The 25,695-nt window shown below is 41.6% G+C and carries 20 protein-coding genes; 8 read left to right on the top strand and 12 right to left on the bottom strand.

The genetic code is table 11. The features are described 5' to 3' along the window. Nucleotides 1-216 precede the first annotated feature (216 nt). Complete coding sequence (locus tag HMPREF1532_RS15040) at nucleotides 217-645, top strand: Hsp20/alpha crystallin family protein (protein WP_025819189.1); 429 nt, start codon at nucleotides 217-219, stop codon at nucleotides 643-645. Between the two features lie 197 nt (nucleotides 646-842). Here the strand turns inward: HMPREF1532_RS15040 and HMPREF1532_RS15035 are convergent, their stop codons facing one another. The 5 genes from HMPREF1532_RS15035 to HMPREF1532_RS15015 form a co-directional block, all read right to left on the bottom strand. After that, complete coding sequence (locus HMPREF1532_RS15035) at nucleotides 843-2,015, bottom strand: ABC transporter permease (protein WP_025819190.1); 1,173 nt, start codon at nucleotides 2,013-2,015, stop codon at nucleotides 843-845. A gap of 125 nt (nucleotides 2,016-2,140) precedes the next feature. Next, nucleotides 2,141-3,244 (bottom strand): ABC transporter permease, encoded by a 1,104-nt coding sequence (locus tag HMPREF1532_RS15030; RefSeq protein WP_005931268.1) that lies wholly within the window; start codon nucleotides 3,242-3,244, stop codon nucleotides 2,141-2,143. 3 nt (nucleotides 3,245-3,247) lie between these two features. Beyond that, nucleotides 3,248-4,708: an ATP-binding cassette domain-containing protein gene (locus HMPREF1532_RS15025; RefSeq protein WP_044094044.1), complete on the bottom strand. Its 1,461-nt coding sequence runs from the start codon at nucleotides 4,706-4,708 to the stop codon at nucleotides 3,248-3,250. Nucleotides 4,709-4,740: 32 nt separating this feature from the next. Further along, nucleotides 4,741-5,649, bottom strand: a complete 909-nt coding sequence (locus HMPREF1532_RS15020; protein WP_005931262.1) for an HlyD family secretion protein — start codon at nucleotides 5,647-5,649, stop codon at nucleotides 4,741-4,743. A 50-nt stretch (nucleotides 5,650-5,699) separates the two neighbouring features. Next, on the bottom strand, nucleotides 5,700-6,959 hold the full coding sequence (locus HMPREF1532_RS15015; protein WP_025819191.1) for a TolC family protein: 1,260 nt from the start codon (nucleotides 6,957-6,959) through the stop codon (nucleotides 5,700-5,702). Between the two features lie 215 nt (nucleotides 6,960-7,174). On the opposite strand from HMPREF1532_RS15015, the gene HMPREF1532_RS15010 reads away from it, so the two are divergent. Together HMPREF1532_RS15010 and HMPREF1532_RS15005 are read left to right on the top strand one after the other, a co-directional pair. Then, nucleotides 7,175-8,065: a helix-turn-helix domain-containing protein gene (locus HMPREF1532_RS15010; protein ID WP_005931257.1), complete on the top strand. Its 891-nt coding sequence runs from the start codon at nucleotides 7,175-7,177 to the stop codon at nucleotides 8,063-8,065. A gap of 132 nt (nucleotides 8,066-8,197) precedes the next feature. Beyond that, on the top strand, nucleotides 8,198-8,746 hold the full coding sequence (locus tag HMPREF1532_RS15005) for a 30S ribosomal protein S16 (RefSeq protein WP_005931255.1): 549 nt from the start codon (nucleotides 8,198-8,200) through the stop codon (nucleotides 8,744-8,746). Between the two features lie 420 nt (nucleotides 8,747-9,166). Here the strand turns inward: HMPREF1532_RS15005 and HMPREF1532_RS15000 are convergent, their stop codons facing one another. The 3 genes from HMPREF1532_RS15000 to HMPREF1532_RS14990 all read right to left on the bottom strand — a co-directional run bounded on the left by HMPREF1532_RS15000 (nucleotide 9,167) and on the right by HMPREF1532_RS14990 (nucleotide 11,896). Beyond that, nucleotides 9,167-9,880 carry a DUF3784 domain-containing protein gene (locus HMPREF1532_RS15000; RefSeq protein ID WP_005931254.1) on the bottom strand — a complete coding sequence of 238 codons (714 nt, stop codon included), beginning with the start codon at nucleotides 9,878-9,880 and terminating at the stop codon, nucleotides 9,167-9,169. A 182-nt stretch (nucleotides 9,881-10,062) separates the two neighbouring features. Further along, nucleotides 10,063-10,971: a class A beta-lactamase, subclass A2 gene (gene bla / locus HMPREF1532_RS14995; RefSeq protein ID WP_005931252.1), complete on the bottom strand. Its 909-nt coding sequence runs from the start codon at nucleotides 10,969-10,971 to the stop codon at nucleotides 10,063-10,065. Nucleotides 10,972-11,020: 49 nt separating this feature from the next. After that, entirely contained in the window at nucleotides 11,021-11,896 is an 876-nt protein-coding gene (locus HMPREF1532_RS14990; protein WP_005931250.1) for a helix-turn-helix domain-containing protein, read from the bottom strand. A 165-nt stretch (nucleotides 11,897-12,061) separates the two neighbouring features. Between HMPREF1532_RS14990 and HMPREF1532_RS14985 the strand changes: the two genes are divergently transcribed. The 3 genes from HMPREF1532_RS14985 to HMPREF1532_RS14975 are packed head-to-tail and all read left to right on the top strand — an operon-like array spanning nucleotide 12,062 to nucleotide 17,624. Then, the gene (locus HMPREF1532_RS14985) at nucleotides 12,062-13,129 is read left to right on the top strand and encodes an efflux RND transporter periplasmic adaptor subunit (RefSeq protein ID WP_005931248.1); all 1,068 of its coding nucleotides are present in this window, start codon (nucleotides 12,062-12,064) and stop codon (nucleotides 13,127-13,129) included. Continuing rightward, nucleotides 13,129-16,260 (top strand): efflux RND transporter permease subunit, encoded by a 3,132-nt coding sequence (locus HMPREF1532_RS14980; protein WP_005931247.1) that lies wholly within the window; start codon nucleotides 13,129-13,131, stop codon nucleotides 16,258-16,260. Before HMPREF1532_RS14985 ends, HMPREF1532_RS14980 begins: the two co-directional genes overlap by 1 nt. Beyond that, the gene (locus HMPREF1532_RS14975; RefSeq protein WP_005931245.1) at nucleotides 16,257-17,624 is read left to right on the top strand and encodes a TolC family protein; all 1,368 of its coding nucleotides are present in this window, start codon (nucleotides 16,257-16,259) and stop codon (nucleotides 17,622-17,624) included. Before HMPREF1532_RS14980 ends, HMPREF1532_RS14975 begins: the two co-directional genes overlap by 4 nt. A gap of 153 nt (nucleotides 17,625-17,777) precedes the next feature. Here HMPREF1532_RS14975 and HMPREF1532_RS14970 read toward each other — a convergent pair whose 3' ends face one another. Both HMPREF1532_RS14970 and HMPREF1532_RS14965 read right to left on the bottom strand, forming a co-directional pair. Beyond that, entirely contained in the window at nucleotides 17,778-18,446 is a 669-nt protein-coding gene (locus tag HMPREF1532_RS14970) for an HAD family hydrolase (RefSeq protein ID WP_005931243.1), read from the bottom strand. A gap of 116 nt (nucleotides 18,447-18,562) precedes the next feature. Further along, the gene (locus tag HMPREF1532_RS14965; protein ID WP_005931241.1) at nucleotides 18,563-19,738 is read right to left on the bottom strand and encodes a hypothetical protein; all 1,176 of its coding nucleotides are present in this window, start codon (nucleotides 19,736-19,738) and stop codon (nucleotides 18,563-18,565) included. Nucleotides 19,739-20,097: 359 nt separating this feature from the next. Here HMPREF1532_RS14965 and HMPREF1532_RS14960 point away from each other — a divergent pair, with 359 nt between their 5' ends. Continuing rightward, on the top strand, nucleotides 20,098-20,877 hold the full coding sequence (locus HMPREF1532_RS14960; protein ID WP_005931238.1) for a class I SAM-dependent methyltransferase: 780 nt from the start codon (nucleotides 20,098-20,100) through the stop codon (nucleotides 20,875-20,877). A 109-nt stretch (nucleotides 20,878-20,986) separates the two neighbouring features. On the opposite strand, the gene HMPREF1532_RS14955 is transcribed toward HMPREF1532_RS14960, so the two are convergent. Together HMPREF1532_RS14955 and HMPREF1532_RS14950 are read right to left on the bottom strand one after the other, a co-directional pair. Next, nucleotides 20,987-22,540, bottom strand: coding sequence for an ATP-binding protein (locus tag HMPREF1532_RS14955; protein ID WP_005931235.1), 1,554 nt, complete (start codon nucleotides 22,538-22,540; stop codon nucleotides 20,987-20,989). Between the two features lie 175 nt (nucleotides 22,541-22,715). Continuing rightward, nucleotides 22,716-23,528 carry a TrmH family RNA methyltransferase gene (locus HMPREF1532_RS14950; protein ID WP_005931232.1) on the bottom strand — a complete coding sequence of 271 codons (813 nt, stop codon included), beginning with the start codon at nucleotides 23,526-23,528 and terminating at the stop codon, nucleotides 22,716-22,718. An 897-nt stretch (nucleotides 23,529-24,425) separates the two neighbouring features. Between HMPREF1532_RS14950 and HMPREF1532_RS14945 the strand changes: the two genes are divergently transcribed. After that, nucleotides 24,426-25,691 (top strand): TolC family protein, encoded by a 1,266-nt coding sequence (locus tag HMPREF1532_RS14945; RefSeq protein ID WP_005931224.1) that lies wholly within the window; start codon nucleotides 24,426-24,428, stop codon nucleotides 25,689-25,691. Nucleotides 25,692-25,695: the final 4 nt, after the last annotated feature.

Genomic DNA, 25,695 nt, shown 5'->3' with positions numbered 1-25,695 from the left:
AAATTCCATCTATTTTTTATAAAATAAACAAAATGAGATAACAAATTGGCATGAATAATGAAAATTTGGCATCTATTTTATGACAAATAGTCAAATATAGGAATAAAAATGGCTTGGCATATGTTTTGCCCTATCGATAGTGAACGACGGTTCCGGAAACGGAACGGAAGTTATAAACGAATTGAATGTTTAACTTAAAGATAGGAGACTAAAATTATGATGCCTGTTAGAAGAACTCAAAACTGGTTACCAAGTATCTTTAATGATTTCTTTGATAACGAATGGATGGCAAAAGCAAACGCCACAGCACCTGCCATCAATGTAATTGAATCGGAAAAAGAATATAAAGTGGAAGTAGCTGCTCCGGGTATGACAAAGGAAGATTTCAACATCCGTATCGATGAAGATAACAATCTCGTGATTTCTATGGAGAAAAAAGTTGAAAACAAGGAAGAGAAAAAAGACGGTCGCTATCTGCGCCGTGAGTTCTCATACTCCAAGTTCCAACAAACCATGATCTTGCCGGACAATGTAGACAAGGAAAAAATCGCTGCTCAGGTTGAAAACGGTGTTTTGACTATTGATCTTCCCAAACTTAGCGAAGAGGAGATAAAAAAACCGGAGAGAACGATTGAAATTAAATAAAAAGTTCTAAGGACAAGAATCATCTTACCGATAGAATAAACAGTAAAAAGGGGATAATAAAACTCCCCTTTTTTCATAAGATCCACCCGCGTCACAGACCAACTGTACCCCCAAAGTTGAACACAACGTTTTGGGAATGTTAGTTCAGATAATTTGTGACGCGGGTGATTTTTTATAAAAAGCGAAAAAACGTACCTCTATCCCTCGACTTTCTTAAAACTCTTTACGGCCCAAATATTCAGCACCAATGCAAAAGCAAGCAAGGCTCCCAACTGCGGCAACAAATCGGCCATGCCACTACCCTTCAAATAAACCATACGCATCACCTGCATCAGGTATTTCAACGGATTGAATACGGTAATCACTTGTGCCCACTCGGGCATACTACTGATGGGAGTAAACAAACCACTCATTAAAATAAGGACTAACATGCAAAACCACATAACGAACATGGACTGCTGCATAGTGGCAGAATGGTTAGAAATAACCAATCCCAAACCGGACATAGACAATACAAACAAAACCGCAAAAAAGTAGATTATCAGAAAATGACCTACCGGAGTAATGCCGTAAAGTACCCATGCCAGAATAAAGCAAATAGTAAGAACAACAAAACCAATCAGCCAATATGGAAGCAGCTTTGCCAGAATAAAAGTAAATTTACCAACCGGAGTGACATTTATCTGCTCAATAGTTCCTGCTTCTTTCTCTCCTACAATATTAAGGGCCGGTAAAAAGCCACAGATCAGAGTAAGCAACATTACCATAAGTGCCGGTACCATAAAAAGCTTATAGTTCAGATTCGGATTATACAAGTTAAGAGTAGATAACCGGCAATCGGCAGTAAAAGATGCCGGAATACCCCCTACGACAGTATCATCCCCCAATACATCAGCTTGCACAGAAAGCGTTACAGGAGAGAATGCAGACGAAGAGACTACTTCGGAAGCATAATCACGAATGATGTTGGAGAGATAAGCACTGCCCAATCCGCCTTTCGTACCGTTAACCGCATTCACTGCAATCAATACGTGAGCAGTGTTTCCACTGGTACAATTCCTTTCAAAATGATGTGGAATTTCAAGGATAACATCAGCATCACCCGACTCCACATTTCTCAATGCCGCGTCATAAGAATCCGGAAGAGCCGTAAGGCGAAAGTAAGTGGAAGCGGCAATCTTATCAACCAATCGGCGCGAAATCACCGAATGATCATTATCTACGATATTCAGAGAAATATTCCGCACTTCAAGATTCATTGCCCAAGGCATAAAAATCATGATCATGCAAGGAAAGAGCAAGATAAGACGCGGAAGAAACGAATTACGCATCAATTGCTTAAATTCTTTTTCAATAAGAAACTTGATCATAGTAAATAATGTGCCAATATGCCAATGGGACAATGTGCCAATTGGCTGGCGCTTTTAATGGGTTAATTATGTTCATTTTCTCTAATTGGCACATTGGCATATTGCCCAATTGGCACATTATTCCATCATTCCAATCTGTTTTTAAACTTCTTGAAACTAATCGTAATCAGTACTATCGCCATAAATGCCAGAATAATAATCTCTTTCACTACAAATGCGACATCCACTCCCTCGATCATCAACTTACGCACAGCCTGAATGTACCAACGGGCAGGCAGTACATCGGATATCACCTGCAATACGAGCGGCATGCTTTCTATGGGGAAAATCATACCGGAAAGTATCATGGTAGGCATCATCAAAATCAATCCCGAAGCCAACATGGCAGCTACCTGTGTCCGTGTTACCGAAGAGATAAGCAAGCCCAATGCCAATGATACGAATATAAACAACAGCGATACGACAATCAACCAGAACAGACTACCTGCCACAGGCACATGCAACACATAAACCGACAACAACAGGATCGTGATCAGATTAATGAATGACAATACAAAATAAGGTACTGCTTTGGATAATATCACAAACAACGGACGGACAGGTGAAACCAACAAGATCTCCATTGTTCCGGTCTCCTTCTCACGAACAATGGATATAGAGGTCATCATTGCACAAATCAGCATCAGGATAAGCCCCATGACACCGGGAACAAAGTTATAAGTACTCTTCATCTGCGGATTATAGAGCAACTTGACATCCGGCACGATCGTAGGAACAGAAACGCCGGCAGGCATCATTTCCTGTTGCACGGAAGCGATAATACCCGTAGCATAATTTACCTGTGTTGTTGCCATATTAGGGTCGGTGGCATCGGTAATAAGCTGTATCTCGGCATCACCGGCATAAAGCCTGTCGGCAAACTGTGTACCGAATACAATAGCAAGATCGGTATCCCCCTCCCTAAAGGCCTTTTCCACTTCCTGTGGAGAATGAAGCAACCGGGTCACCATAAAATATTCACTGGCATTGATCCGGTCGACGATGTGACGCGTCATTACGTCATTGTTAGGATCGAGTACGGCTACACGCACATTTTTCACTTCGGTAGATATGGCGAAACCAAAGAGAATGATCTGAACGACAGGCATTCCCAAAAGGATCAACATCGTCCGCCGGTCACGAAAAATATGGAAAAACTCTTTTCTGACAAAAGCTATAAACTGTTTCATTCCTTAATCTGCTTTACGGACAGCCTTGCGGGCCAGTTGCTGAAATACATCATCCATCGTATCGGCATGAAACTGTTCCTTCAGCCGAAGAGGTGTGTCGAGCGCCTCGATACACCCGTCCACCATGATAGAAACACGGTTGCAATACTCTGCCTCATCCATATAATGGGTGGTAACAAAAACGGTAATTCCCCGGTCGGCAGCCTGATAGATAAGCTCCCAAAACTGTCGGCGGGTGGCGGGATCGACTCCTCCGGTAGGCTCATCCAAAAAGACAATCTTCGGCTCATGAAAGATGGAAACGGAAAAAGCAAGCTTCTGTTTCCAGCCTAAAGGAAGGCTACGGACCAGCGTATCGCGTTCGTCACTAAAACCAAGGCGTGCCAGAAGTTCATCCGTCTTCACAGCAATCTCTTTATCTTTCATGCCATAGATACCGGCAAACAGACGAATATTTTCCCACACCTTGAGATCCTCGTACAGAGAAAATTTCTGGCTCATATAACCGATATTCTTTTTCACTTCCTCAGAATGAGTAAAGATGTCGAATCCGGCTACCACTCCCTGCCCGGAAGTCGGCTTGCTCAATCCGCAAAGCATACGCATCGCAGTAGTCTTGCCGGCCCCATTGGCACCAAGAAAACCAAAGATTTCGCCACGATTCACTTTAAATGAAATATGATCCACGGCAGTAAAGTTCCCGAATCGTTTACAGAGGTTATCCACTTCAATGACATAGTCGTTGTCGTGATGCGTTTCCTCCCGTTCCAGTCCCGGCGGACATAGGATAGCGGCAAACCGGCGCAGAATCTGTTCCGGGGTATCGATGCCGTGTATCCGTCCTTCGTGAATAAAAGCAATACGGTCGCATTGCCGGGCCTCATCCATAATGGGGGTAGAAGCTATAATGGTGATCCCCTGCTCTTTGAGCCGGCGAAGCATTTCCCAAAATTCCTTACGGGAAACGGGGTCTACCCCGGTGGTCGGTTCATCAAGAAACAGGATGTCCGGCTTATGGATCAAAGCACAACTCAAAGCCAACTTCTGCTTCATTCCTCCCGACAATGCCCCTGCCCGGCGTTTCTTAAAAGGCTCTATCTGCTGGTAAATATCCTTCACCAAATCATAATTTTCCTCTATGGTAGTATGAAAAACCGTCGCAAAGAAGTTCAGATTCTCTTCGACCGTCAAGTCCTTATACAAAGAGAACCGCCCGGGCATATACCCCACTTTGTGCCGGATTTTCCGATATTCCTTCACCACATCCAGTCCTCCTACGGTAGCCGTACCGCCATCAGCAAGCAACAACGTAGTCAAAATCCGGAAAAGCGTACTCTTTCCTGCCCCATCCGGTCCGATAAGCCCGAACAGTTCACCACGCTTCACCGAGAAAGAGACATCCTGTAAAGCCTCCACTTTCCCATACCGTTTACTTACCCCATCTACCACCACCTCCATCTTCATCCTATCTTCTTTCTCCATTCTCCCCTCTCCTTTTATTTCCCCTTCTCAAACACCACTCCTCCATACATTCCTATTTTCAGATACCCGTCATTTTTCACGGCTACTTTTACGGCATATACCAAATTGGCGCGTTCATCTTTCGTAAGAATCGTTTTCGGAGTAAATTCCGAACGGTCGGATATCCAAGTAACAACGCCCGGATACTCTTTTCTTTCATCATTTCCATAATCGGAAAACACCGTGACCTTTTGCCCCAACTTCACTTGCGACAGTTGTTCGGAAGTAATATATGCGCGGATATACATCTGCTCCATATCCGCCACTTTAAACAGCGGCTTACCCATCGTTGCCAGTTCGCCGGCTTCCGCATATTTGGCGAGTACCGTGCCGGCGATGGGAGATGTAATGTGACATTTCATCAACTGATCTTCCACCTGTGCCACTTGAACACCTACCGAAGAACTCTGCCAGGTAAGACTTTCACGGCTGTTAAGCAAAGTAGATCCCTGCGCTACGAGTTGTTTCTGCAATACTTCCAGATGGGCTTGGGCGTCATCCAGTTGTTTCTGATTGGCAGCACCGGCTTTCAACAGATTCTCCACACGACGTTTCTCACGCTCGGCAGTAGCAATCTCTTCTTTCAAAGCGGCAACCTGCTTCAAAATATCGGGAAGTTGGCCCTCAACTGATTTCACGCTGGCTTCCAACTGTTTTTTTCTTAAGTAAAGCTGAACGGTATCCACCACTCCCACCTGCTGCCCGGCCTCCAAAACCGTACCTTCCTCTACATCCAGCCAAAGTAATTTTCCGGATACTTCGGAGGAGACCAGCACTTCGGTCGTTTCAAACGTACCGGTTGCATCATAATCAGGCATGCCACTCCCACAAGCGGCAGTTATTAAAAGTAAGGAAAAAGTTCCTATAAGTTTCATTGACTTCATATAAAGTATATTTTAATTATTTCTATTATTTGTCTCTCTCAACCGGCATATCACTCTCCATTTATCGTATATTTCAGTTTCCAGATGTTCATCAACAACTGTACCTCGTGCAATGCTTTCGTTTGCCGGGCCATATTCTCAGAGGTGATTTCCCGAAGCATATCGGTAACAGTAAGGGTACCGTTCGCCACCTTCGCTTCGGCAGCCAAACGAATATTGGTACGCAAGCGAATTATTTCTTCGTCATCCTGCATCTGTTTCCGCATTGAAACAATATCGCTGTTCTGTTGTGTGGCCTGCAAGCGGGTGTTAAAAAGAAACACATCCCGGTTTGTCTGCAACTGTTGCCGGTTACTGGCTATCACCTTTTTATCATTCCGCAGTGTATACAGACTTCCAAAATTCCACGATAAGCGCACCCCTGCTATATAGAAAGGCGCAAACTCATCCTTCAACATATTCAGTCCCGGATTGCCATATACCCCTTGCACAAACAAGCCCAAACGGGGAAGATAGCCAACCTTCAGAGCCTCCTCCTGTATCCCGAGTTGATTGTTCTGTGCATCGAACCATGTCAACTCCGGTCGCCGGATCTCATTCAGCAGCGAGTATTCGCTCTCTAACGGCTTCATCAGTTTTGTATCTTCCGCCAATTCCTCACCTGTCAGTAAAGACAACATCTTCAAATACGCCTGTCGCAACGAGGTAAGTTCGATCCGTTTTTGCCGAGTATTAAGCTGTTCCACTTTCACAGCATCCAGATCAGCCTGATTGGCTATTCCGTTTTCCATATAAGCACTGATCTGCCGATAACTACGCTCCAAGTCCTCCTGTAACAGACGATTCTGTATCAACTGCTCATCCAATGACAGAATGCCGAAATAAATTTGATCTACCCGTTCGTTCAGAGCATACATATCGACATTCAACTTTTCCCGTTCCACGTCAGACGATGCAAGTATCCTCTCTTTTTTCGAATGTATCTCTCCCCCATCCCAAATGTTCTGTTTCAGCTCCAGCATCACTTGATACTGATCTTTCGGCTGTCCTTTAATATCTATTCCCGGAATTTTCACAGGGAGCTCCGTCACATCGCTTTGATAACTCGCTTTGGCGGAAAGGGAAAACTGTGGCAGATTTCCTTTCGAAGCATTATTCAGATTATACTCTTTTGTTTTTTCAATAAGGCTGTATTGTCTCACCAACGGATAGTTATCCTGTGTTTTCTGCCGGCACTCCTCCAAAGTTATCTGTCCGTACATCCATGACACTACCATCAAGAAAGACAATAAAAGAATCATTCGTTTCATACTCTTTTTCTCTATTAATTTCTTTGCGGCAAAGATAGGGAAATAGAATATACAACCAGGTTCCAATTGTTTGTAATGATGTTCCATTGGTTCGATTTTCCTTGATTTTATAAAACAAGAAAGAAGAAAACTCTTCCGATATTAAATTATTCCCGTACAAATCACATTTTTTCCCTCTTCTATCCTATCTTTGTAGGAAATACGAGTGTCTTATTATGAAAGAAAAAAACGAGCCGCTTGAAATAACGCTCGAGCAATTAAAACATAGCCTGATTGTACACAACAACGAATATCGATATATAAACCCCGATTTCGGAATTGTCATCAGTTCCTCCAAACTGGAAAGTAATCTTGTCAAGGCGGGACAACCCTATCGTGCCAAAGAGGGACGGATTATCCGCAGTTTACACGGAAAAGCACGTATATCAGTCAATCTGATAGAATACGATATCGATCCCCAAATGATCATCGTTACTCCACCGGATTCTATCATCCAAATCATAAATTTTTCTCCCGACTACGATTTTCAGATGATTGCTACCAACAGCAGTTTTCTACCTATCCCCCATAAAGAAGACCTGGCCGATTCATATATGCAACAAGGCATCGTAATTAAACCGACAGATGAGGAATGGGATGAAATCAGCATGTACTTCTCACTGATTTGGAAAACTGTGCAAGAACCGGTCTTTAGACGGGAAGTCGTTCTACATCTGCTCACAGCTCTTCTATATAATATAAGGTATATACAAAGAAAGTTACGAAACAGTACCGGACAAGCCCCTTCGCACCAAGAAGAATTGTTCCGTCGGTTCATCGCCTTAGTCAACGAATACAGCAAAGAAAAACGCACTGTCGGATTTTATGCCGACAAATTATGCCTCACACCCCGCTATCTGAATACCGTTATCCATCAAGTGAGCCACCACACAGTGATGGACTGGATAAACCAAGCCGTGATACTCGAAGCACAAGTTTTGCTTAAACACAGCGATTTACTGATCTATCAGATTGCCGACCAGTTAAATTTCCCCAATCCCTCTTTCTTTTGTAAATTCTTCAAAAGAAAAACCGGAATGACACCTCAAGAATACCAAAAGAAATAAGCTCTTCCATATCGCACTACACAAATAATCAGCAGGATACTTTGTCAATCAAAAGTAAAGTTGTATCTTTGCAGCCGCTATTACGAGTTAGTAGCACTAATTCAAATCATTAATTAAAAACATTTATTAAAAATGGCAACCAGAATCAGATTGCAAAGACACGGACGTAAAAGTTACGCGTTCTATTCAATTGTAATTGCAGACAGCAGAGCACCACGTGATGGTAAATTTATTGAGAAGATTGGTACTTATAACCCAAACACCAATCCTGCTACAGTAGATTTGAATTTTGACGCTGCATTGGCATGGGTATTGAAGGGTGCACAACCCAGCGATACTGTACGTAACATCCTTTCACGCGAAGGTGTTTACATGAAGAAGCACCTCCTCGGTGGTGTAGCTAAAGGCGCATTCGGTGAAGCAGAAGCTGATGCAAAATTCGAAGCTTGGAAAAACAACAAGCAAACAGGTCTTGCTGCTTTGAAAGCTAAAGAAGAAGAAGCTAAGAAAGCTGATGCAAAAGCACGTCTTGAAGCAGAAAAGAAAGTAAACGAAGCAAAAGCTAAAGTATTGGCAGAAAAGAAAGCTGCTGAAGAAGCTGCAAAAGCTGCTGCTAATGCACCCGCAGAGGAAGAAGCTGCTCCGGCAGAAGAAGCTCCTGCAACAGAAGTTGCCGAATAAGAGTAAGCAAATTCAAAAAATTGGGATTAAAACTATAAGAATCCTCTCCGGTTTGCCGGGGAGGATTTTTTATGTTTATGACATAGGACAATTCTGCTAAATAATCTATCTCTAAAAACAAAAAGATAGTTATCAAAATAACAAGTTTCCCATCTTCTCCTCTTCCCAAACAAAGCAGTAGACAAGGGAAGAAAAGAGATCAAGAAAGGGTATAATACTTATTTCCAACGATTTAAACTATATGATTCATTAGTAACAAAGAAACGCTTTTAACATGCTGTTAAAAGCGTTTCCTTACAGATAAGAATACTATTCTTTGCATCTATAAAATACATTTCCTTTTCACAAGAAAATAGAGTTGGAAAAAGCCGTTAACCATGTTAATTCATCGTCCCTACTTTCCTTATTGCCATTGCCCTGCTACTGATGGATCAGTTTCCTCAATTCCTGATACAGAGTTTCTGTAATTTCACCGTTCGTCGAATTGAAGAAGATTTCCTTCCCCGTTCTTTCCGTAAACACAATATAAGGTTTGCTACGAGAAGAAAGCAGCAGTAAACAATTACCTCCCTCTTTCAATTTAAACCAACCTTTGCTGATCCCACCGATCGAAAGGCCATTGAGCCGGAGAGTGATATCAGGAAGAGAATCCACCAAATGAACTCCGGCAATCTCTCCAAAAGTTCTGGTAATTCCATACATCCCCGTAAAGACCAGTCTGTCATCCTTGATCTTTATTGTAGCCGGATTCATGCCATACGCCATAAATGCAGCAATCACTGCGATGGTAAACACACTGATAGCAACCACGTACTTCGTACTTTTTTTAGGAGGATTGTGATCGAACTTATTCGCCTTGACTATCAGGTACGGAATATAAAGTATAGGAAGGAAAAGACAATAGCTTGCCCAATCGGCATGTCCCAGTCCCAAACAAATGTAGTAAGCAAGTACAGGAACCGTCCCCATACCCACCAGACTGTAACACATAAAAGCAGACAATCCTTTGACGTCCACATTCATCTTTTCTTCCTTAGACATAGTATTATATCCTGCAATAAGAATCGGGAAACGCTTTACAAGTACCCCGAGACCAATGAGGATAAAAGCTGTAATCAACACTGTAGTTTCCATAATAAAGTTTGTTTCCTATTGTTTAGTTTCAAATTTATCTCGATTTCCTATCGACAAAGAATCCCTTATTTCACCTCTTATTTCATTTCCGAAAGATAAGAATTATTCTTTGAAAAACAGAATAGAATGCCCTTTTCCTAATGAAAGGTCTCAAAAAATATCTTTCAATGACAAGAGCGCTTTCATTCCTTATATATGCTGTAATATTCATATACCTTTTGAGAAATCGCCGCGATAAGGGCAGCATTTGTCTTATCATCCTCCTTGGAATCCTTCACAAACACCGCTATACTATATCGGCTTCCATCCGGTAAGCGAACAAAACCCATATCATTATCGCCCGCTTTCAATCCTGATTCGTCTCTGTCAGACGAACCTGTTTTGTGCCCCAATACAACTGCCGGAGGTAATCCTGCTTTCAATTTGTCCTTCCCTGTAACGGTTTCCATCATTATTTTCTCTAAAAACTCTTTATATCCGGAATGCCGGAACAAGGTTTCCGTGCAAAACTTCTCCAAAGCCCGAACTGCCGCAAGAGGAGTGGTCCAATTGAGGTATTGATATCTAAAACCTTCGTGCATATCCTCCTCCGTTGCCTCAATCTTAAAATCCGTGATACCCAATGTACGGATGTATTTATCCACTACCTCAACTCCACCGATATAGCGAAATAAAATATCACAGGCATTATTATCACTTTCCGACACGCTATATCTCAATAGCTCACCCACTGACATTTTAAACCCTCCTTCAGGGCGTGCTTCCCTTAACGGACTGTAAGTATCGGGCAGCAGATCCGCTTTTCGAATCAATATTTCCGTCGTCAACGGCAATTGTTTCCTGTCCAGATAATTCAATACTGCCAATGCCTGATGAAACTTAAAAACACTCATTAAGGGAAAATGATGCTGATTATTGTAAGTAAAAGTCTTGCGCCCATCAGACACAACAGCTACTCCTACGGTTGCCTGCTTATCTTGCAACAGTTTATCAAAATCAGCTTTCAAGGGATGAGTGGCATATCCATGCCACGAAATAATCAAAAACAATGCCACAATTATTCCGAACTTCCATGAAATATTATTCTTCATACTTTCTCTATATTGTTTAATATTACAATTATTATAACTCCGCCGCCAATCACCTGCGCCTGCCTAACTCATCTTTCCTATAATCTTTGGGAGATACACCGGCATATTGCTTAAAGTATTTACCGAAAAAGGACTGTGTCGGAAAATTCAGCTGCGTAGCTATCTCCTTTATACTTAAATCCGACGTTTCCAATAATTGCTTCGCTTCCGTGATAACCATCTGGATAATCCACTGAGAAGCACTGCTACCCGATTTTTCTTTGACAATAGTTGAAAAATAGCGCGGGGAAAGATGTTGCAACCCGGCATAAAAGGTAACATCGCGTTCTTTACGATAAAAGCGATACAGAGATAACATAAAATGCTGAAAAACCACATCTTTTTTATTCTGCGACAACGGTTGCAACGGTCGATTGGTAAAATAGATGTTCAGAACCTCATAACAGATAGTCTGCCCCATAGATTTGACAAGTTCCAATGTCAGACGACGGCGCTGTATGCCCATATCCGAACACTCTTCCAAACAGATTCTGTTTTGCAAGTTCTCAAGCAAAGCTTCCAAATGTATATATTGTTCATCCGATAGAGAAACACACGGATACTCTCTGATAAACAACAGATTCTCTACATTAGTCACTTTATTGACAATCGGGATCACATAATCCAAATCGACTCCAACCATAATACCCTCTGCATCCGCACTTTTATGTAAAAGCCGCACCAAAGTAGAAGGAATATAAATGTAGAGATCACCCCGTTTTATTATATACGATTTCTCCTGCAAAGATATTTCTATCTCTCCCTGCCGACAAAGAAAGAATCCGCATTTATTTATTGTTGAAATAATCTGTCCTGTTTTAACAACTTGTGCAGTATCACCGCAGGAAAGTAACGCAAATTCAAAAGGTATTTGCTGATTAAACATTTTCTTCTATTTATATATTCAGCGCAAAATAAATACAAATCGCCAAATACAGACCTATCATTCAGTTAAAAAATAGACAAATCGAACAATTTATTATTCATATTAACCTTTTCTGTCTTGTCCGGTCGGAATAATTTTGTATTCACAAATCAACATGCTTAAGTTATGAAACAATTTTATCTCATTTTATCCGGTATCTGCATATTTTTATCAATTTCCTGTACCGGCCGTACAAAGGAAAAACAAGAGTTGCAGACAGTAAAAACAGACACAGTCACTTCCGCCGGCGAACAAACTATTTTGCAGTTTCCCGGAAAAGTAAAAGCTGCCCAAGATATCAATATTGCTTTCAGGGTAAGCGGAACCATCCGTAAAATATGTGTCGAAAACGGCACACATGTACGTAAAGGAGAATTGCTGGCAGAACTCGATCCTACCGACTATCAAGTGCAGTTGGATGCCACAGAAGCAGAGTACAGACAAATCAAAGCCGAAGCAGAAAGAGTAATCGCCCTTTACCAAGAGAATGGAACGACTCCCAATACCTATGACAAGGCAGTCTATGGCCTGAAACAGATAACATCCAAGTATCAGCACCACAAAGACCAGCTGGGCTATACCCGTCTATACGCTCCTTTTGACGGGTATGTGCAAAAACACTTGTTCAATGAGCATGAAACCATCGGAGCAGGAATGCCTGTAATCTCCATGATCAGTAGTGAAACACCCGAAGTAGAAATAAACCTTCCGGCAGCAGAATACATCCGTCGCAAACAATTTCTTCGCTATCACTGCACATTCGACATTTATCCGGATAAAGTTTATCCGATGAAATATATCAGCATTACTCCCAAAGCAAACGCCAACCAATTGTATACGATGCGCCTGCAATTGATTCCGAACGAGCAACCGCTTCCCTCTCCCGGAATGAATGCCATGGTTACTATTCATTGCGATACGGATGCGACACATTCCTTATCTGTTCCTCAAGGTGCCATCCTACAAAAAGAAGGACAAACATACGTGTTTGCCTACGACTCCATCGACCACACCGTTCATAGCCGTAAAATTACTGTCATACGCTTGCTTAGCAACGGACACAGTATTGTTACATCAGATAATTTGCAACCGGGCGAATGGGTCGTGTCATCCGGAGTACATCACATTAAAGACGGTGAAAAGGTAAAACCTTTACCACATTCCACAAAAACAAATATAGGAGGATTGCTATAATGGATATAAGTAAATGGGCATTCCAGAACCGGAATCTGATCTATTTCTTCGTGACCGTTTTACTATTTGGAGGTGCTTATTCATGTTATGAAATGAGTAAACTGGAAGATCCGGAAATAAAAGTAAAACTGGCCATGGTAGTAACCACTTATCCGGGAGCATCGGCTCATCAGGTAGAACTGGAAGTAACGGATGTGCTCGAAAAGAGCATCCGTACTATGGGCAATATAGATAATGTAGAAAGTTATTCCTACAATGACCTTTCTCTTATACAAATCGAACTGCTAAGCACCGTCAACGATGAAGATGTGGAGCAATGCTGGGACATGCTACGCCGCAAGGTAAATGATGCCCGTGCTTCCCTTCCCGAAGGGGTAAGCACGCCGGTTGTAAAAGATGACTTCGGCAATGTATACGGTATATTTTATGCCTTGACTGGCGACGGGCTCTCCGATCGCGAATTATCTGATTATGCAGAACTGATCAAACGAGAGGTCAGCGACTTGGAAGGAGTAGACCGGGTGGAGCTATACGGAAAACGCGCCGAATGTATCAATATATCCTTATTACAGGATCGCATGGCCAACTTAGGAGTTAAACCCGCCGAAGTTCTTGCCACACTCAACGGACAAAACCAAACCACCTATACCGGTTATTACGAAAATGGCAAGAATCGCATTCGGGTAATGGTAAACGATAAATTCAAGACAGTAGAAGATATCGGCAAAATGCTTATTCAAGGGCATGACGACGATCAACTTCGCCTGCGGGACATTGCACAGATTGAAAAAGACTATGAAACCCCGACACGTAATGAAATGTTCTACGACCGGGAACGGGCGCTCGGCATTCTGATTGCAGCTTCCAGTGGTTCAGACATCATTAAAGTAGGCAAAGAGGTGGAAACAACATTAGCCAAACTCCAAAGTCACCACCTGCCTGCCGGTGTAGAATATCATAAAGTTTTTTATCAACCGGAACGTGTAGGCGATTCATTAGGCACTTTCATCATCAATTTGATAGAATCCGTAGCCATTGTTGTTTTGATTCTGATGATAGCCATGGGATTTAAGAGCGGTCTCATCATAGGAATCAGCTTAATTGTCACGGTTTTCGGTTCGTTTCTCTTCCTTCATTTTGCAGGGGGAACGATGCAGCGTGTGTCTTTAGCAGCATTTGTACTGGCTATGGGTATGTTGGTCGACAATGCCATTGTCATTATCGATGGTATATTGGTAGATCTCAAAGCCGGCAAGAGCCGGATGGAAGCAATGACCGCTATTGGCCGACAGACAGCTATGCCACTTCTAGGCGCCACGCTCATTGCCATTATCGCATTCCTCCCCATCTATATGTCACCCGACACGGCAGGAGTTTATACCCGTGATCTTTTTATAGTCCTGGCAGTCTCCCTTTTACTGAGTTGGGTATTGGCATTAATTCATGTCCCCTTGATGGCAGACCGCGGATTACACCCGAACGTAGAAATCAGTAATTCGGGAAAACGTGAATATAAAGGACGTATTTATGCTTTTCTACGTACCTCTTTACGGTTCGGCCTTGCCCATCGCTGGAGTTTCGTATTTGCCATGATCGGCCTGTTAGCCCTTTCTATTTTCGGCTACGGATACATGCGTCAGGGATTCTTTCCCGATATGGTCTACGATCAGCTCTATATGGAATACAAGCTGCCGGAAGGAACCAATTCCACGCGTGTAGCCCATGATCTGGCAGAAATCGAAAATTACCTGAAAGGCCGTAAAGAGATTACACATATCACGACTTCCATAGGAGGAACACCGGGACGTTACAATCTGGTACGCAGTGTTGCCAACCCCTCCTTGGCATACGGTGAACTCATTATCGATTTTATATCCCCCGAAGAGCTTGTCAGTAATCTGGATGAAATTCAAAATTATTTATCACAACAATATCCGGATGCCTACGTCAAATTAAAACGGTATAACCTGATGTTCAAAAAATATCCTATTGAAGCACAGTTCTTAGGCCCCGACCCGGCAATATTACGCCAATTGGCAGACAGTGCCCGCAGTATCATGGAAAAGGCTCCGGAAGTATGTCTTATCACTTCAGACTGGGAACCCTCGGTTCCGGTACTTACCATAGAATACGATCAGCCTACGGCTCGCGCGTTGGGGCTCAGCCGGAACGATGTCAGTCTTTCTTTACTTTCTGCCACAGGCGGAATTCCTATCGGTTCCTTTTATGAAGGCATTCACAAAAACAATATCTACCTCAAATGCCTCGACGAAAAAGGTCATCCCATTGAAGATTTGAGTAATGCACAAGTATTCTCATCATTGCCTTCTTTGAACGGACTATTGAATGAAGAAACAATGGTAAAGTTAAAAGCCGGCACACTTTCTAAAGAAGAACTGGTAGAAAAACTGATGGGAAGTACCCCACTCAAGCAAATCAGTAAAGGTATCGATGTCAGATGGGAAGATCCCGTAGTGCCCCGATATAACGGGCAAAGAAATCTGCGTGTACAATGTTCTCCTGCTCCGGGATTGGAAACGGAACAGGCACGACTGGCCATTGCCCGTGAAATTGAAAAGATACAGTTGCCCGAGGGATATTCACTCTGCTGGCAGGGAGAAAAGATAGCCAGCACCAAATCCATGAAATATTTATTCAAAAACTTCCCGTTGGCAATTATCCTGATGATAGCCATTCTGATCATGCTGTTTAAGGATTATCGTAAACCGCTCATTATCTTCTGTTGCATTCCGTTAGTTTTTGTCGGTGTAGTGGCTATCATGCTGCTTACAGGGAAAACATTCAATTTCGTGGCCATTGTAGGCACACTGGGGCTAATAGGTATGATTATCAAAAACGGCATCGTATTAATGGACGAAATCACATTGCAAATCAATAAGGGAATAGAACCTGTTACGGCTTTAATCGATAGCTCCCAGAGCCGCCTTCGTCCGGTAATGATGGCTTCTCTGACTACTATTCTCGGAATGATTCCACTATTGTCAGATGCAATGTTTGGTTCACTGGCAGCATCTATCATGGGCGGTTTATTATTCGGAACGCTGATAACCCTGCTTTTTATCCCTGTTCTATATGCATTATTCTTTCACATAAAAAAGACAAACGAATGAAACGAATATCTATAATTATTACAATATGTTCTCTGTCCTGCCCGTCGCTTTTCTCACAAGAAATGCTGAGTTTGGAGCAATGCAGAGCAATGGCATTGAAGTATAATAAAGAGATGGCGGCTTCCATCCGCCAAACAGAAAGTGCACTTTACACCGTAAAGAGCTACAAAGGTAATTTCTTTCCTAATTTTACAGCCAATGGAACCGGAATATACAGCAATGCAGATGGCGGTTACAGTTCCGGCAGCGGCAACTTACCGGTTTTCTTGCCGGATGCTACCGGACAATTTCTGCCTAACGGCGGCTTTGCCTATTTTCCCGGTATCGATTTGAACTACAAAATAGGAGCAATCTACATGGGAGGTATCCAAATGGAACAACCACTCTACATGGGAGGAAAAATCAGTGCTGCCTATAAAATGTCTGTATTAGGAAAAGAAATGGCGCAAATGAATGAAACACTGACTGCAACCACCGTTATCCTAAAAACGGACCAAGCGTATGCACAAGTAGTAAAGGCCAAAGAAATAAAAAAAGTAGCCGACATGTACAATACTGTGCTTACAGAGTTACACAAGAACGTTGCAAGCGCACATAAACACGGGCTAAAGCCCCAAAATGACGTTTTAAAAGTACAAGTAAAGCTAAATGAAAGCGAACTGAATATCCGGAAAGCGGAAAATGCACTACGACTGGCCACAATGAACCTCTGTCACCTCATTGGGAAACCACTAAATACGGATATAGCCGTATCGGCTGATTTTCCAAAGATAGAGCAAGATGTGGAAGTTCAAATAACAAACATTGCCGCCCGCCCCGAATATAGTATATTGAGCAAACAAGTAGCTATTGCACAGCAACAAGTAAAACTAAATCGCAGTGAATTATTACCCAAAGTCGGTATCAAAGGTTCTTATGACTACGTTCACGGATTAGAGCTGAACGATCAGACACTACTGGATAAAGGCAGTTTTTCTGTCTTTCTGAATGTGAGTATCCCACTTTTCCACTTTGGCGAACGGAGCAACAAAGTGCGTGCCTCCAAGGCCAAATTAGAACAATCCCGGCTGGAACAAGAGAATATGAACGAGCAGATGCTGCTGGAATTGACACAAGCCGCCAACAATCTGGATGAAGCCCGTCTGGAATGTGAACTTTCTAACCGTGCTCTGGAGCAGGCCGAAGAAAACATGAAAGTAAGCAAAAGCCAATATGAAGTAGGACTTGAAAACCTATCCGACCATTTGGAAGCACAAGCGTTATGGCAACAAGCTTACGAGACTAAAGTAGATGCGCATTTCCAACTCTACCTAAGCTATATCGAATACTTGAAAGCATCGGGAACATTGCAAAACAAATTCTGAAAGAAAAGAGCATAACAAATAAAGAATTACCAAAGCCCGTCTGGCAGCACTATCTATGCATGCAACCCGACGGGCTTTTACCGTTTTTATATCCTCATCCAATTATCTTTGCATATCTGTGCGGGACGAAAGAAATGAAAAAATAGAATATGATTAAAGTAAAGACATCAATTCCTCGATATCCTCTACAATATAATCTGCTCCGGCCGTCATCAGCTCCTCCCGGTCACCATATCCATACAGCACACCGATAGAATCAATGCCTACCGCTTTCGCACCTATTATATCATGTTTCCGGTCGCCAATCATCACTACCTTACTTAAGTCCGTAATTCCATTCTCACGTATCACATACTCTATCACGTCCGCCTTCGTATGCCGCGAACCATCCAATCCGCTACCACCCACAAAGGAAAAATAACCGTCCAAATGAAAATGTTTCAGAATAAGCCCGGCAAAAACATCCGGTTTAGAAGTAGCCATCATCAACTGATATCCTTTTCGCCGAGCTTGTTCCAGAAGTTCGGCCATACCCGGATACACTTCATTCTCATAAAGTCCTGTTTCCGAATATCGTTCCCGGTATTTCTTCACCGCCTCTTCTGCCTGCACTTCCATAAACTGATAAAACTCTATAAAAGAATCCTTCAATGGAGGACCTATGAAAGGACATAGTTCCCGGAGATCATTCACAACAATGCCAAAATGATTCAAAGCATAAGCTACGGAACGGGTAATACCCTGCATAGGGTCGGTAACGGTACCATCCAGATCAAAGAAAAGGTATTGGTATTTCGAGAATAAATTAAATGATTGCTTCATTCTTCTTTTATTATATATTACGCGAATATAAAGCAAATTTGCCATATATCCCGTAACACGATACAAATAAAAATGATGCTATCTTAAAATATAAAACATAAAATTGGCACCATAGGTTACAATTTAAAATCATATCCAATAGATAAAGAAACACCATTAATTTTCTGAAGAGAAACTCCCTCTAATACTTTTGTACCCCAAAAGTAATATCTATATTGGAGCTTCACAGGAATCCAAGTTTTTCTCACTTTAATAGCTATACCTGCCCCCAAAGTAATACCATAATAGTATTTATTATAGTCTACTTCATTAGCATAATCATAGTGGCTCTCTAATTTATTCTTACACGCAAATTGTAGACCATGAAAAAATCCCACTTCCAACAATGGAGCTACTTTGTCAAGTGTAAAACGATTCTCATAAGTATAGTAATTTATAAAAGATAACGTAGAAAAATCCATTTGTTCTGAGCCTTCTTCATGTGAAGATATAGAGATTCCGGAAAACTCCAATCCAACATGAATTAAATTTCGATCTGTATATTTACTCATACTTCTGGAAAAAGCAACTCCTATTCCAGGCGCAAAGCTATTCCTATCAACGAAGTTATTAAAACCCACCTTACAATAATTCCCTATTATATAAGGAGTTAAAAAGCAACGGGAAGCCACCTTCTTTTCCTCATAATTAGTGCAAACAGATTCATTACAAATAATATCATGATATTTCTGAAACAATGCTATCCATTGATCTCTATCTGAATCTATTTTATTTATGCTTTTCTGTAATTGAGGATAATCCGAAAACAAATAATTCAATTTAGCTTTATTCTGTCGCCTTATGATGTCTCTATTGTCAGATTTAGAAGGATCAGACAACTCCATCATTATTCCGGAAGCCTCTTTTACAATATATGCAGCATAACCCTTGGGAAAATCCGTACATTTTTTTACATCCAAATAATAAAGATCTATTATACCAGAAAGAAGCGACTGAACAAAAACACGTTGCTTTATTTTGAATAGTTTTATATCTTCAGAGACAAAGAGAAGCCCTGATTCATAACCATAAGCAGTAATCTGTTCCGGAGAATAAACTTTATATTCTACCTCTCCCTGCTGACGATAAAAGCATTCTTTCCAGTCTCCTGTACCATCACGATAACCCAATTCCCCATAAATAGTATCAGATTCGTTGGTCACAACATATCCTTTCATCCATTCTACGTTTGCAGAATAAGAGACACAAGAAAAAAAGATAAAAACAATAATAAAATACACTCTGTTTTTCATACCATTAGTTTTTTAAATACTATATACAAATGTAGTGGAAAATTTTACATCCATCGATAGAAGTATATATAAAATTTTAATTGCTTTATTCATCATATATTTCTTGAGAGTATCCAACTTATAGGGTTAAAATTTGGTTTTACCTCGTTTTTATGTACCTTTGCCGCATGACAAAGACTATTAAATCGGATTTGGTGTTGTAAACAATCTGTGTTTCACGTACAGATTGTCCTTTCGTATGCTCTCGGATCATTCTTTTCGGGAGTGATTTTTATACCCTTATAATTTCAATTTTTAATCTGCATACAATGGCGAAAGCTTTGTGATGCTTCGCTGTGTATGCAAAATACATTAAGACAATGAGTAACGAAAATAAAACCATTCACGATTTCGAACTAAAGTTAATCTGCGACTTTTTTTCCAATATGGAACGGCAAGGGCCCGGAAGCCCCGAAGTAACCCTAAAAGCATTAAGCTTCATAGACGATCTCACCGACAAATCCCTCATCGCCGATATCGGGTGCGGCACAGGCGGTCAGACAATGGTATTGGCTCGGCAGTTACAGGGACAGATCACCGGACTCGATTTATTTCCCGACTTTATCGATATATTCAATCGTAATGCCAAACACCTCGGTTTGCAAAATAGAGTGAAAGGTATTGTCGGTTCAATGGACAACCTTCCCTTTCAGAGCGAGGAATTAGACTTGATCTGGTCGGAAGGAGCCATCTATAATATCGGGTTCGAACGGGGACTGAATGAGTGGCGCAAGTATTTGAAGAAAGGAGGATATATTGCTGTTTCCGAAAGTTCGTGGTTTACCGACGAACGGCCTGCGGAAATCAATGACTTCTGGGTGGATGCGTATCCGGAAATAGATACGATCCCCAATCAAGTGGTCAAGATACACAAAGCAGGGTATCTTCCCGTCGCCACATTTATTCTACCTGCCACTTGCTGGACGGAACATTATCTTGCGCTAAAAATTCCAGCACAGAAGATTTTCCTCGAGAAATATGCAAGAAATAAAATTGCCGAAGAATTCAGTGCACTTCAATCCTTTGAAGAAGAACTGTATCGTAAGTATAAAGATTTCTACGGTTATACATTCTTTATTGCAAAAAAGACAGGACTATAATTCATTCCTGTCAATGTTCGTAGACGGAAAAGGTAAGCATTAGGTAAATCGCTGATACGAACTTAAACAGTGCAGGTATTCTTCAAACAAAGAAAATACCTGCACTTATCTATTCTTCTACGATCCACCGTTCTATGTTCCGTGTCTTTCCGCTAAAATTCACTCCTATCTTGAATAATTTACGGCTATCTGTCTGAAAAGGCTGTATATAATGCTTTTCATTAATTTGTTGCAACGCTTCTTCGGCAGTTCCATCCAATTTGAATTCCATGACATAAATAAAATTATCGGTCTGGAGAACTAAGTCTATACGCCCCTCACTGGTACGATATTCCACTTTCGTGTAAAAGCCTATCAACTTGAAAACGATGAAAAGAACATTCTGATAGTGTAATTCCTGTTCGCGGATAATCTCATAAGTAGTATCGGCAAAAAAGCTTTGCAGACGGCGAAAGAAAGAATCGTAATCACCGGATTCCACTTCACGAACAAATTTCTGAATCTCAAACGGGGCTTCCACTTTAGTAGTTTTGGCATAGTAAGGAAGCAGAAAACGCATGAATCCTTCTTCTACTTCACGGTTTGGGAAACCTAATCGATAGATACCAAAACGAGAGTCATACTCCTTAATAGTAAGATAGCCGCTCTGATAGATAACCGGAATGGGATTAGTAGATTCCGAATCAATGCTATTCAACACATCGGCATCCGTCTCTACATCTGCCATACGTTCCAAATTATAATGATGTCGTTTCAGAAGTTTCACCAGATAAGTAGGCGTACCTGTTTCAAACCAATAATTACTGAATTTATTATACTTAAACGTATTAAGCAAGCTGAACGGATTGTAAATACCAATTGTATCTTCCACAAAATGGTAGCCATCATAGCACTCTTCCAACTTAGCACAAGCCTGTTCGTAGGTCATTTTTTGGGCCACTGCCAATTCATGCAGTTCTGTTTCCAAATTCGCATGAATTTCCTCTTCGGATATTCCACACAAATCCACATAAGGCTCACGCATAGATATGTCATCCAGATTATTCAGATCACTGAATACGCTTATCTTACCAAATTTAGTGACTCCCGTCAGCATCGCAAATTTAATATACCCATCCTTACTTTTCAAAGCCCCATAAAAAGGCTTTAAGGCATTACGATAGTTTTCCTGCAATTCCGGATTACCAATAGCCTGCAACATAGGCTTGTCATATTCATCTACCAGAATCACGGTCCGTTGTCCGGTTTGCTCACAAGCGCGTTGAATGATACCGGCAAAACGCAAAGCAAGAGAAACCTCAGACGGGCGGCTTCCATATAATTCTTCCCAATGCGTCAAATGATCGTTCAATATCTGATTCAGACTTTCCGGAGCATCATATTTTCCAATATTAAGATCCAAGTGCAGTATAGGGTATTTTATCCAATCCTTTTCCAACTTATCGATCGCCAGTCCCTCAAATAATTCCTGCTTTCCTTGAAAGTAAGCTTCCAAAGTAGAGATAAGCAGGCTTTTACCGAAACGACGGGGACGATTCAAAAAGTAATAACAACCCGTTTTTGCCAATTGATAAACCAACGCTGTCTTATCAATATAAAAATAACCGTCTTTACGAATCTTCTCGAAACTCTGAATACCGATAGGATAAATTTTATTGCCCATATTCCTCTCCTTTTCTATAACAACAAAGGTACTTATTTTCTATTTACTTTCAATCTTTTCAAGAAAATGCTTTTCTCTTTCCACAATCAAAGAACCTGTATTACAAAATAGAAGTGTATACATTAATGTCCGGACAAAGTTCATCCAGCCTAAACAACGGTATCGCTAATGCATACTAATCTTTGAACCGTGTATCACGAAGCTCCCAAAAAGCGACGGCAGCCGCAGCAGCCACATTGAGCGAATCGACCCCATGCGACATAGGGATACGGACTACATAATCAGCTTCGGCAATCGTTTCAGGTGAGAGACCGTCACCTTCAGTACCCATCACGATAGCTAATTTGGACTCAGAAGCCAAAGCAGGATTATCAATGGAAATAGAATGATCCGTGAGTGCCATGGCAGCCGTGCGGAATCCCAATTTACCCAAATCCCTAAGAGAACCGTCCAACCAAGTCCATGGAACAAGGAAAACTGCCCCCATCGATACCCTGACTGCACGACGATTCAATGGGTCACAAGAATTGCGTGTCAGCAATACAGCATCTATTCCGAGAGCGGCCGCCGAACGGAAAATAGCTCCAATGTTGGTAGCATCAACAACACCATCGATCACGACGATGCGCCGGGCTTCCCGGCATACTTCTTTCATACTGCGTATTGCGGGGCGACGCATAGCACAAAGAACACCACGTGTCAGAACGTAGCCGGTCAGTGTAGCAAGTAATTCCCTATTGCCCGTATAGACAGGCACATTTTCGCAACGTTTAATAATGTCGGAGGCATCACCGGTGATATGCTTATACTCACACAAAATGGCTAAGGGTTCATAACCGGCATCCAAAGCTCTAATGATGACCTTCGGGCTTTCCACGATAAAAATACCCTTGTCAGGCTCGATACGATTACGCAATTGAGCCTCGGTAAGAGTACAGAACATCTCAACTCCAGGATGAGATAAAGAAGATATTTCAATAACAGGCATATTCTTAAGTAAAAGTAATTATCCAGTAAATACAATTTTCACTATAAATGGTATTTGGTAGTTATCAGTAACGTATCGCACTCTACAGGAATTAGCCCTGTAAAAGCAAAAACCAGACTGTACCAGTGACAGATTTTGTCGTAATACATCTATTAAACTTTTTAAATCACAAAGATAAAGAAAAGAATGCTTTTATTATTTATTCAATATAAGTTCTATTACATATAAATCCGTAATTTCGGATATGTATCGTACACCCCCATCAATACAATTAACCATATTCAAATTATCAAAAGAAGATAGACTGTTAAAAAGAAAACCCATTATTAACATTCAAAATTAACAATAAAGATTGGCTATCTAAAAGTATATATCATTCCCCTACAAAACTGTATACTCCTATACGGCAGAAGTATACAGTTAACACAAGAAAAAGAGCATACTTTTACAACGACCGAAGAATCACTCATATATCACTCTACAACAAGCGATTACACAAATAGCAAAGAAACACAATCAACCTCATCGCCAATTCTCGAGAAATTTTATATTTGCTTTTTCAACAATTATGTACCTGTCAGGAATGATATTACAAAAGAGGAACAAAAACAAATTTCTTTCCTGTACCATTACATATAAAAGAAATAACAATAAATGTAATGTCATCCACCAATATATGTAGTGTCCCGCCACCTATATTGTTATCCACACAAAGCCTGACCTAGCGACCTGTTTAAATTTTCTCTTAAAAGTTTTTATCAGCTTATTTTGAGCAAAATCTAGGCAGCTTCTAAAGCTCTCTAATCACTTTCTAATCTCGTCTGAGTGTATTATAATCCCCTTCGGAATGCCTTCCGGAAGGAGAGTTTTACTTTTGCCCCAAAATTAAAAGTAAGAATGAAAAGGCTGATTATTATTTTATTGTTCTCATCCGTTTACGGATTTCTGCATGCACAGGAAACTACGGCTTTACAATTATCACTGAAAGATGCGGAAAAGATATTTCTGGAACGCAACCTGTCACTGATTGCCGAAAGATACAACATCGATATGGCTCAGGCGCAAGTAACGCAGGCACGATTATTCGAAAACCCCGTCATCTCATTGGAACAAAACGTGTACAACCGACTGAACGGCAAATACTTCGATATGGGGAAAGAGGGGGAAGCCACTGCCGAAATAGAGCAGGTGATTAACCTGGCCGGACAACGCAACAAACGGGTACGGCTGGAAAGGGTAAACAAGGAGATAGCCGAATATCAGTTTGAAGAGGTATTGCGTACTTTGCGCAGCGAACTGAACCGGACTTTTGTAGAAATCTGCTTCTCCACCCGCTCGATCGGGATATACGACAAAGAGATAGAATCCCTCGGACTGCTGATGCAGGCAACTAAAGAGCAACAGAGCAAAGGAAACATCTCGCTGCTGGAGAGTTCACGATTGGAATCCTTACTGTTATCGCTCCGTAAAGAGAAGAACGAACTGGAAAACAATCTCATCGGCCTGCACGGCGAATTAAACCTGCTGTTGAGCCTTCCTACGGGTCAAGAGGTAACATTACTGCTGGATGATGAAATTCTGAAGCAGGTGGATGCGGCAACGGTCTCTTTCACGGATATGAGCCGGATGCTTTCCGTCCGTCCCGATCTGAAAATGGCTCATGCCAATGTCACAGCCGCTCAGGCAAACCTGAAACTACAACGGTCGCTGGCCGCACCGGAGTTCTCCATCAAAGGGATGTACGACCGGGCGGGAAACTTTATTGATAACTACTTCGCCATAGGAGCCAGCATCTCCGTACCCATCTTCAACCGTAATCAAGGAAACATCAAATCGGCCAAACTCGACATACAACAAAATGGCAAGGAAGAGGAATACGCCATAGAGAAAGCACGTATGGAGCTGCATGCCGCCTATATCCGATTGCAGAAAGCAGCGGAACTGTACCGCTCGTCCAACGATGAACTGGAACATAACTTCGGCCGTCTCATCGAAGGGGTGAACGAGAACTTCCGGAAAAGGAACATCAGCATGCTCGAGTTCATCGACTATTACCAAAGTTACAAAGAAACCTGCCTGCAACTGCACGAACTGAAAAAAGAGGTATTCCTCGCTATGGAGAATTTAAACACAATTGTCGGACAAACCGTATTTAACTATTAAACTC

It is taken from the genome of Bacteroides salyersiae WAL 10018 = DSM 18765 = JCM 12988, assembly GCF_000381365.1.
In the GTDB taxonomy this organism is placed as follows: domain Bacteria; phylum Bacteroidota; class Bacteroidia; order Bacteroidales; family Bacteroidaceae; genus Bacteroides; species Bacteroides salyersiae.
The sequence above is the reverse complement of the archived record's forward strand: the minus strand, read 5'-3'. Positions and strand labels throughout refer to the sequence as shown.

Coding starts and splice junctions, on each gene's coding strand:
- HMPREF1532_RS15040 (WP_025819189.1), top strand. CDS start 217: ATGATGCCTGTTAGAAGAACTCAAAACTGGTTACCAAGTATCTTTAAT.
- HMPREF1532_RS15035 (WP_025819190.1), bottom strand. CDS start 2,015: ATGATCAAGTTTCTTATTGAAAAAGAATTTAAGCAATTGATGCGTAAT.
- HMPREF1532_RS15030 (WP_005931268.1), bottom strand. CDS start 3,244: ATGAAACAGTTTATAGCTTTTGTCAGAAAAGAGTTTTTCCATATTTTT.
- HMPREF1532_RS15025 (WP_044094044.1), bottom strand. CDS start 4,708: ATGAAGATGGAGGTGGTGGTAGATGGGGTAAGTAAACGGTATGGGAAA.
- HMPREF1532_RS15020 (WP_005931262.1), bottom strand. CDS start 5,649: ATGAAGTCAATGAAACTTATAGGAACTTTTTCCTTACTTTTAATAACT.
- HMPREF1532_RS15015 (WP_025819191.1), bottom strand. CDS start 6,959: ATGAAACGAATGATTCTTTTATTGTCTTTCTTGATGGTAGTGTCATGG.
- HMPREF1532_RS15010 (WP_005931257.1), top strand. CDS start 7,175: ATGAAAGAAAAAAACGAGCCGCTTGAAATAACGCTCGAGCAATTAAAA.
- HMPREF1532_RS15005 (WP_005931255.1), top strand. CDS start 8,198: ATGGCAACCAGAATCAGATTGCAAAGACACGGACGTAAAAGTTACGCG.
- HMPREF1532_RS15000 (WP_005931254.1), bottom strand. CDS start 9,880: ATGGAAACTACAGTGTTGATTACAGCTTTTATCCTCATTGGTCTCGGG.
- bla (WP_005931252.1), bottom strand. CDS start 10,971: ATGAAGAATAATATTTCATGGAAGTTCGGAATAATTGTGGCATTGTTT.
- HMPREF1532_RS14990 (WP_005931250.1), bottom strand. CDS start 11,896: ATGTTTAATCAGCAAATACCTTTTGAATTTGCGTTACTTTCCTGCGGT.
- HMPREF1532_RS14985 (WP_005931248.1), top strand. CDS start 12,062: ATGAAACAATTTTATCTCATTTTATCCGGTATCTGCATATTTTTATCA.
- HMPREF1532_RS14980 (WP_005931247.1), top strand. CDS start 13,129: ATGGATATAAGTAAATGGGCATTCCAGAACCGGAATCTGATCTATTTC.
- HMPREF1532_RS14975 (WP_005931245.1), top strand. CDS start 16,257: ATGAAACGAATATCTATAATTATTACAATATGTTCTCTGTCCTGCCCG.
- HMPREF1532_RS14970 (WP_005931243.1), bottom strand. CDS start 18,446: ATGAAGCAATCATTTAATTTATTCTCGAAATACCAATACCTTTTCTTT.
- HMPREF1532_RS14965 (WP_005931241.1), bottom strand. CDS start 19,738: ATGAAAAACAGAGTGTATTTTATTATTGTTTTTATCTTTTTTTCTTGT.
- HMPREF1532_RS14960 (WP_005931238.1), top strand. CDS start 20,098: ATGAGTAACGAAAATAAAACCATTCACGATTTCGAACTAAAGTTAATC.
- HMPREF1532_RS14955 (WP_005931235.1), bottom strand. CDS start 22,540: ATGGGCAATAAAATTTATCCTATCGGTATTCAGAGTTTCGAGAAGATT.
- HMPREF1532_RS14950 (WP_005931232.1), bottom strand. CDS start 23,528: ATGCCTGTTATTGAAATATCTTCTTTATCTCATCCTGGAGTTGAGATG.
- HMPREF1532_RS14945 (WP_005931224.1), top strand. CDS start 24,426: ATGAAAAGGCTGATTATTATTTTATTGTTCTCATCCGTTTACGGATTT.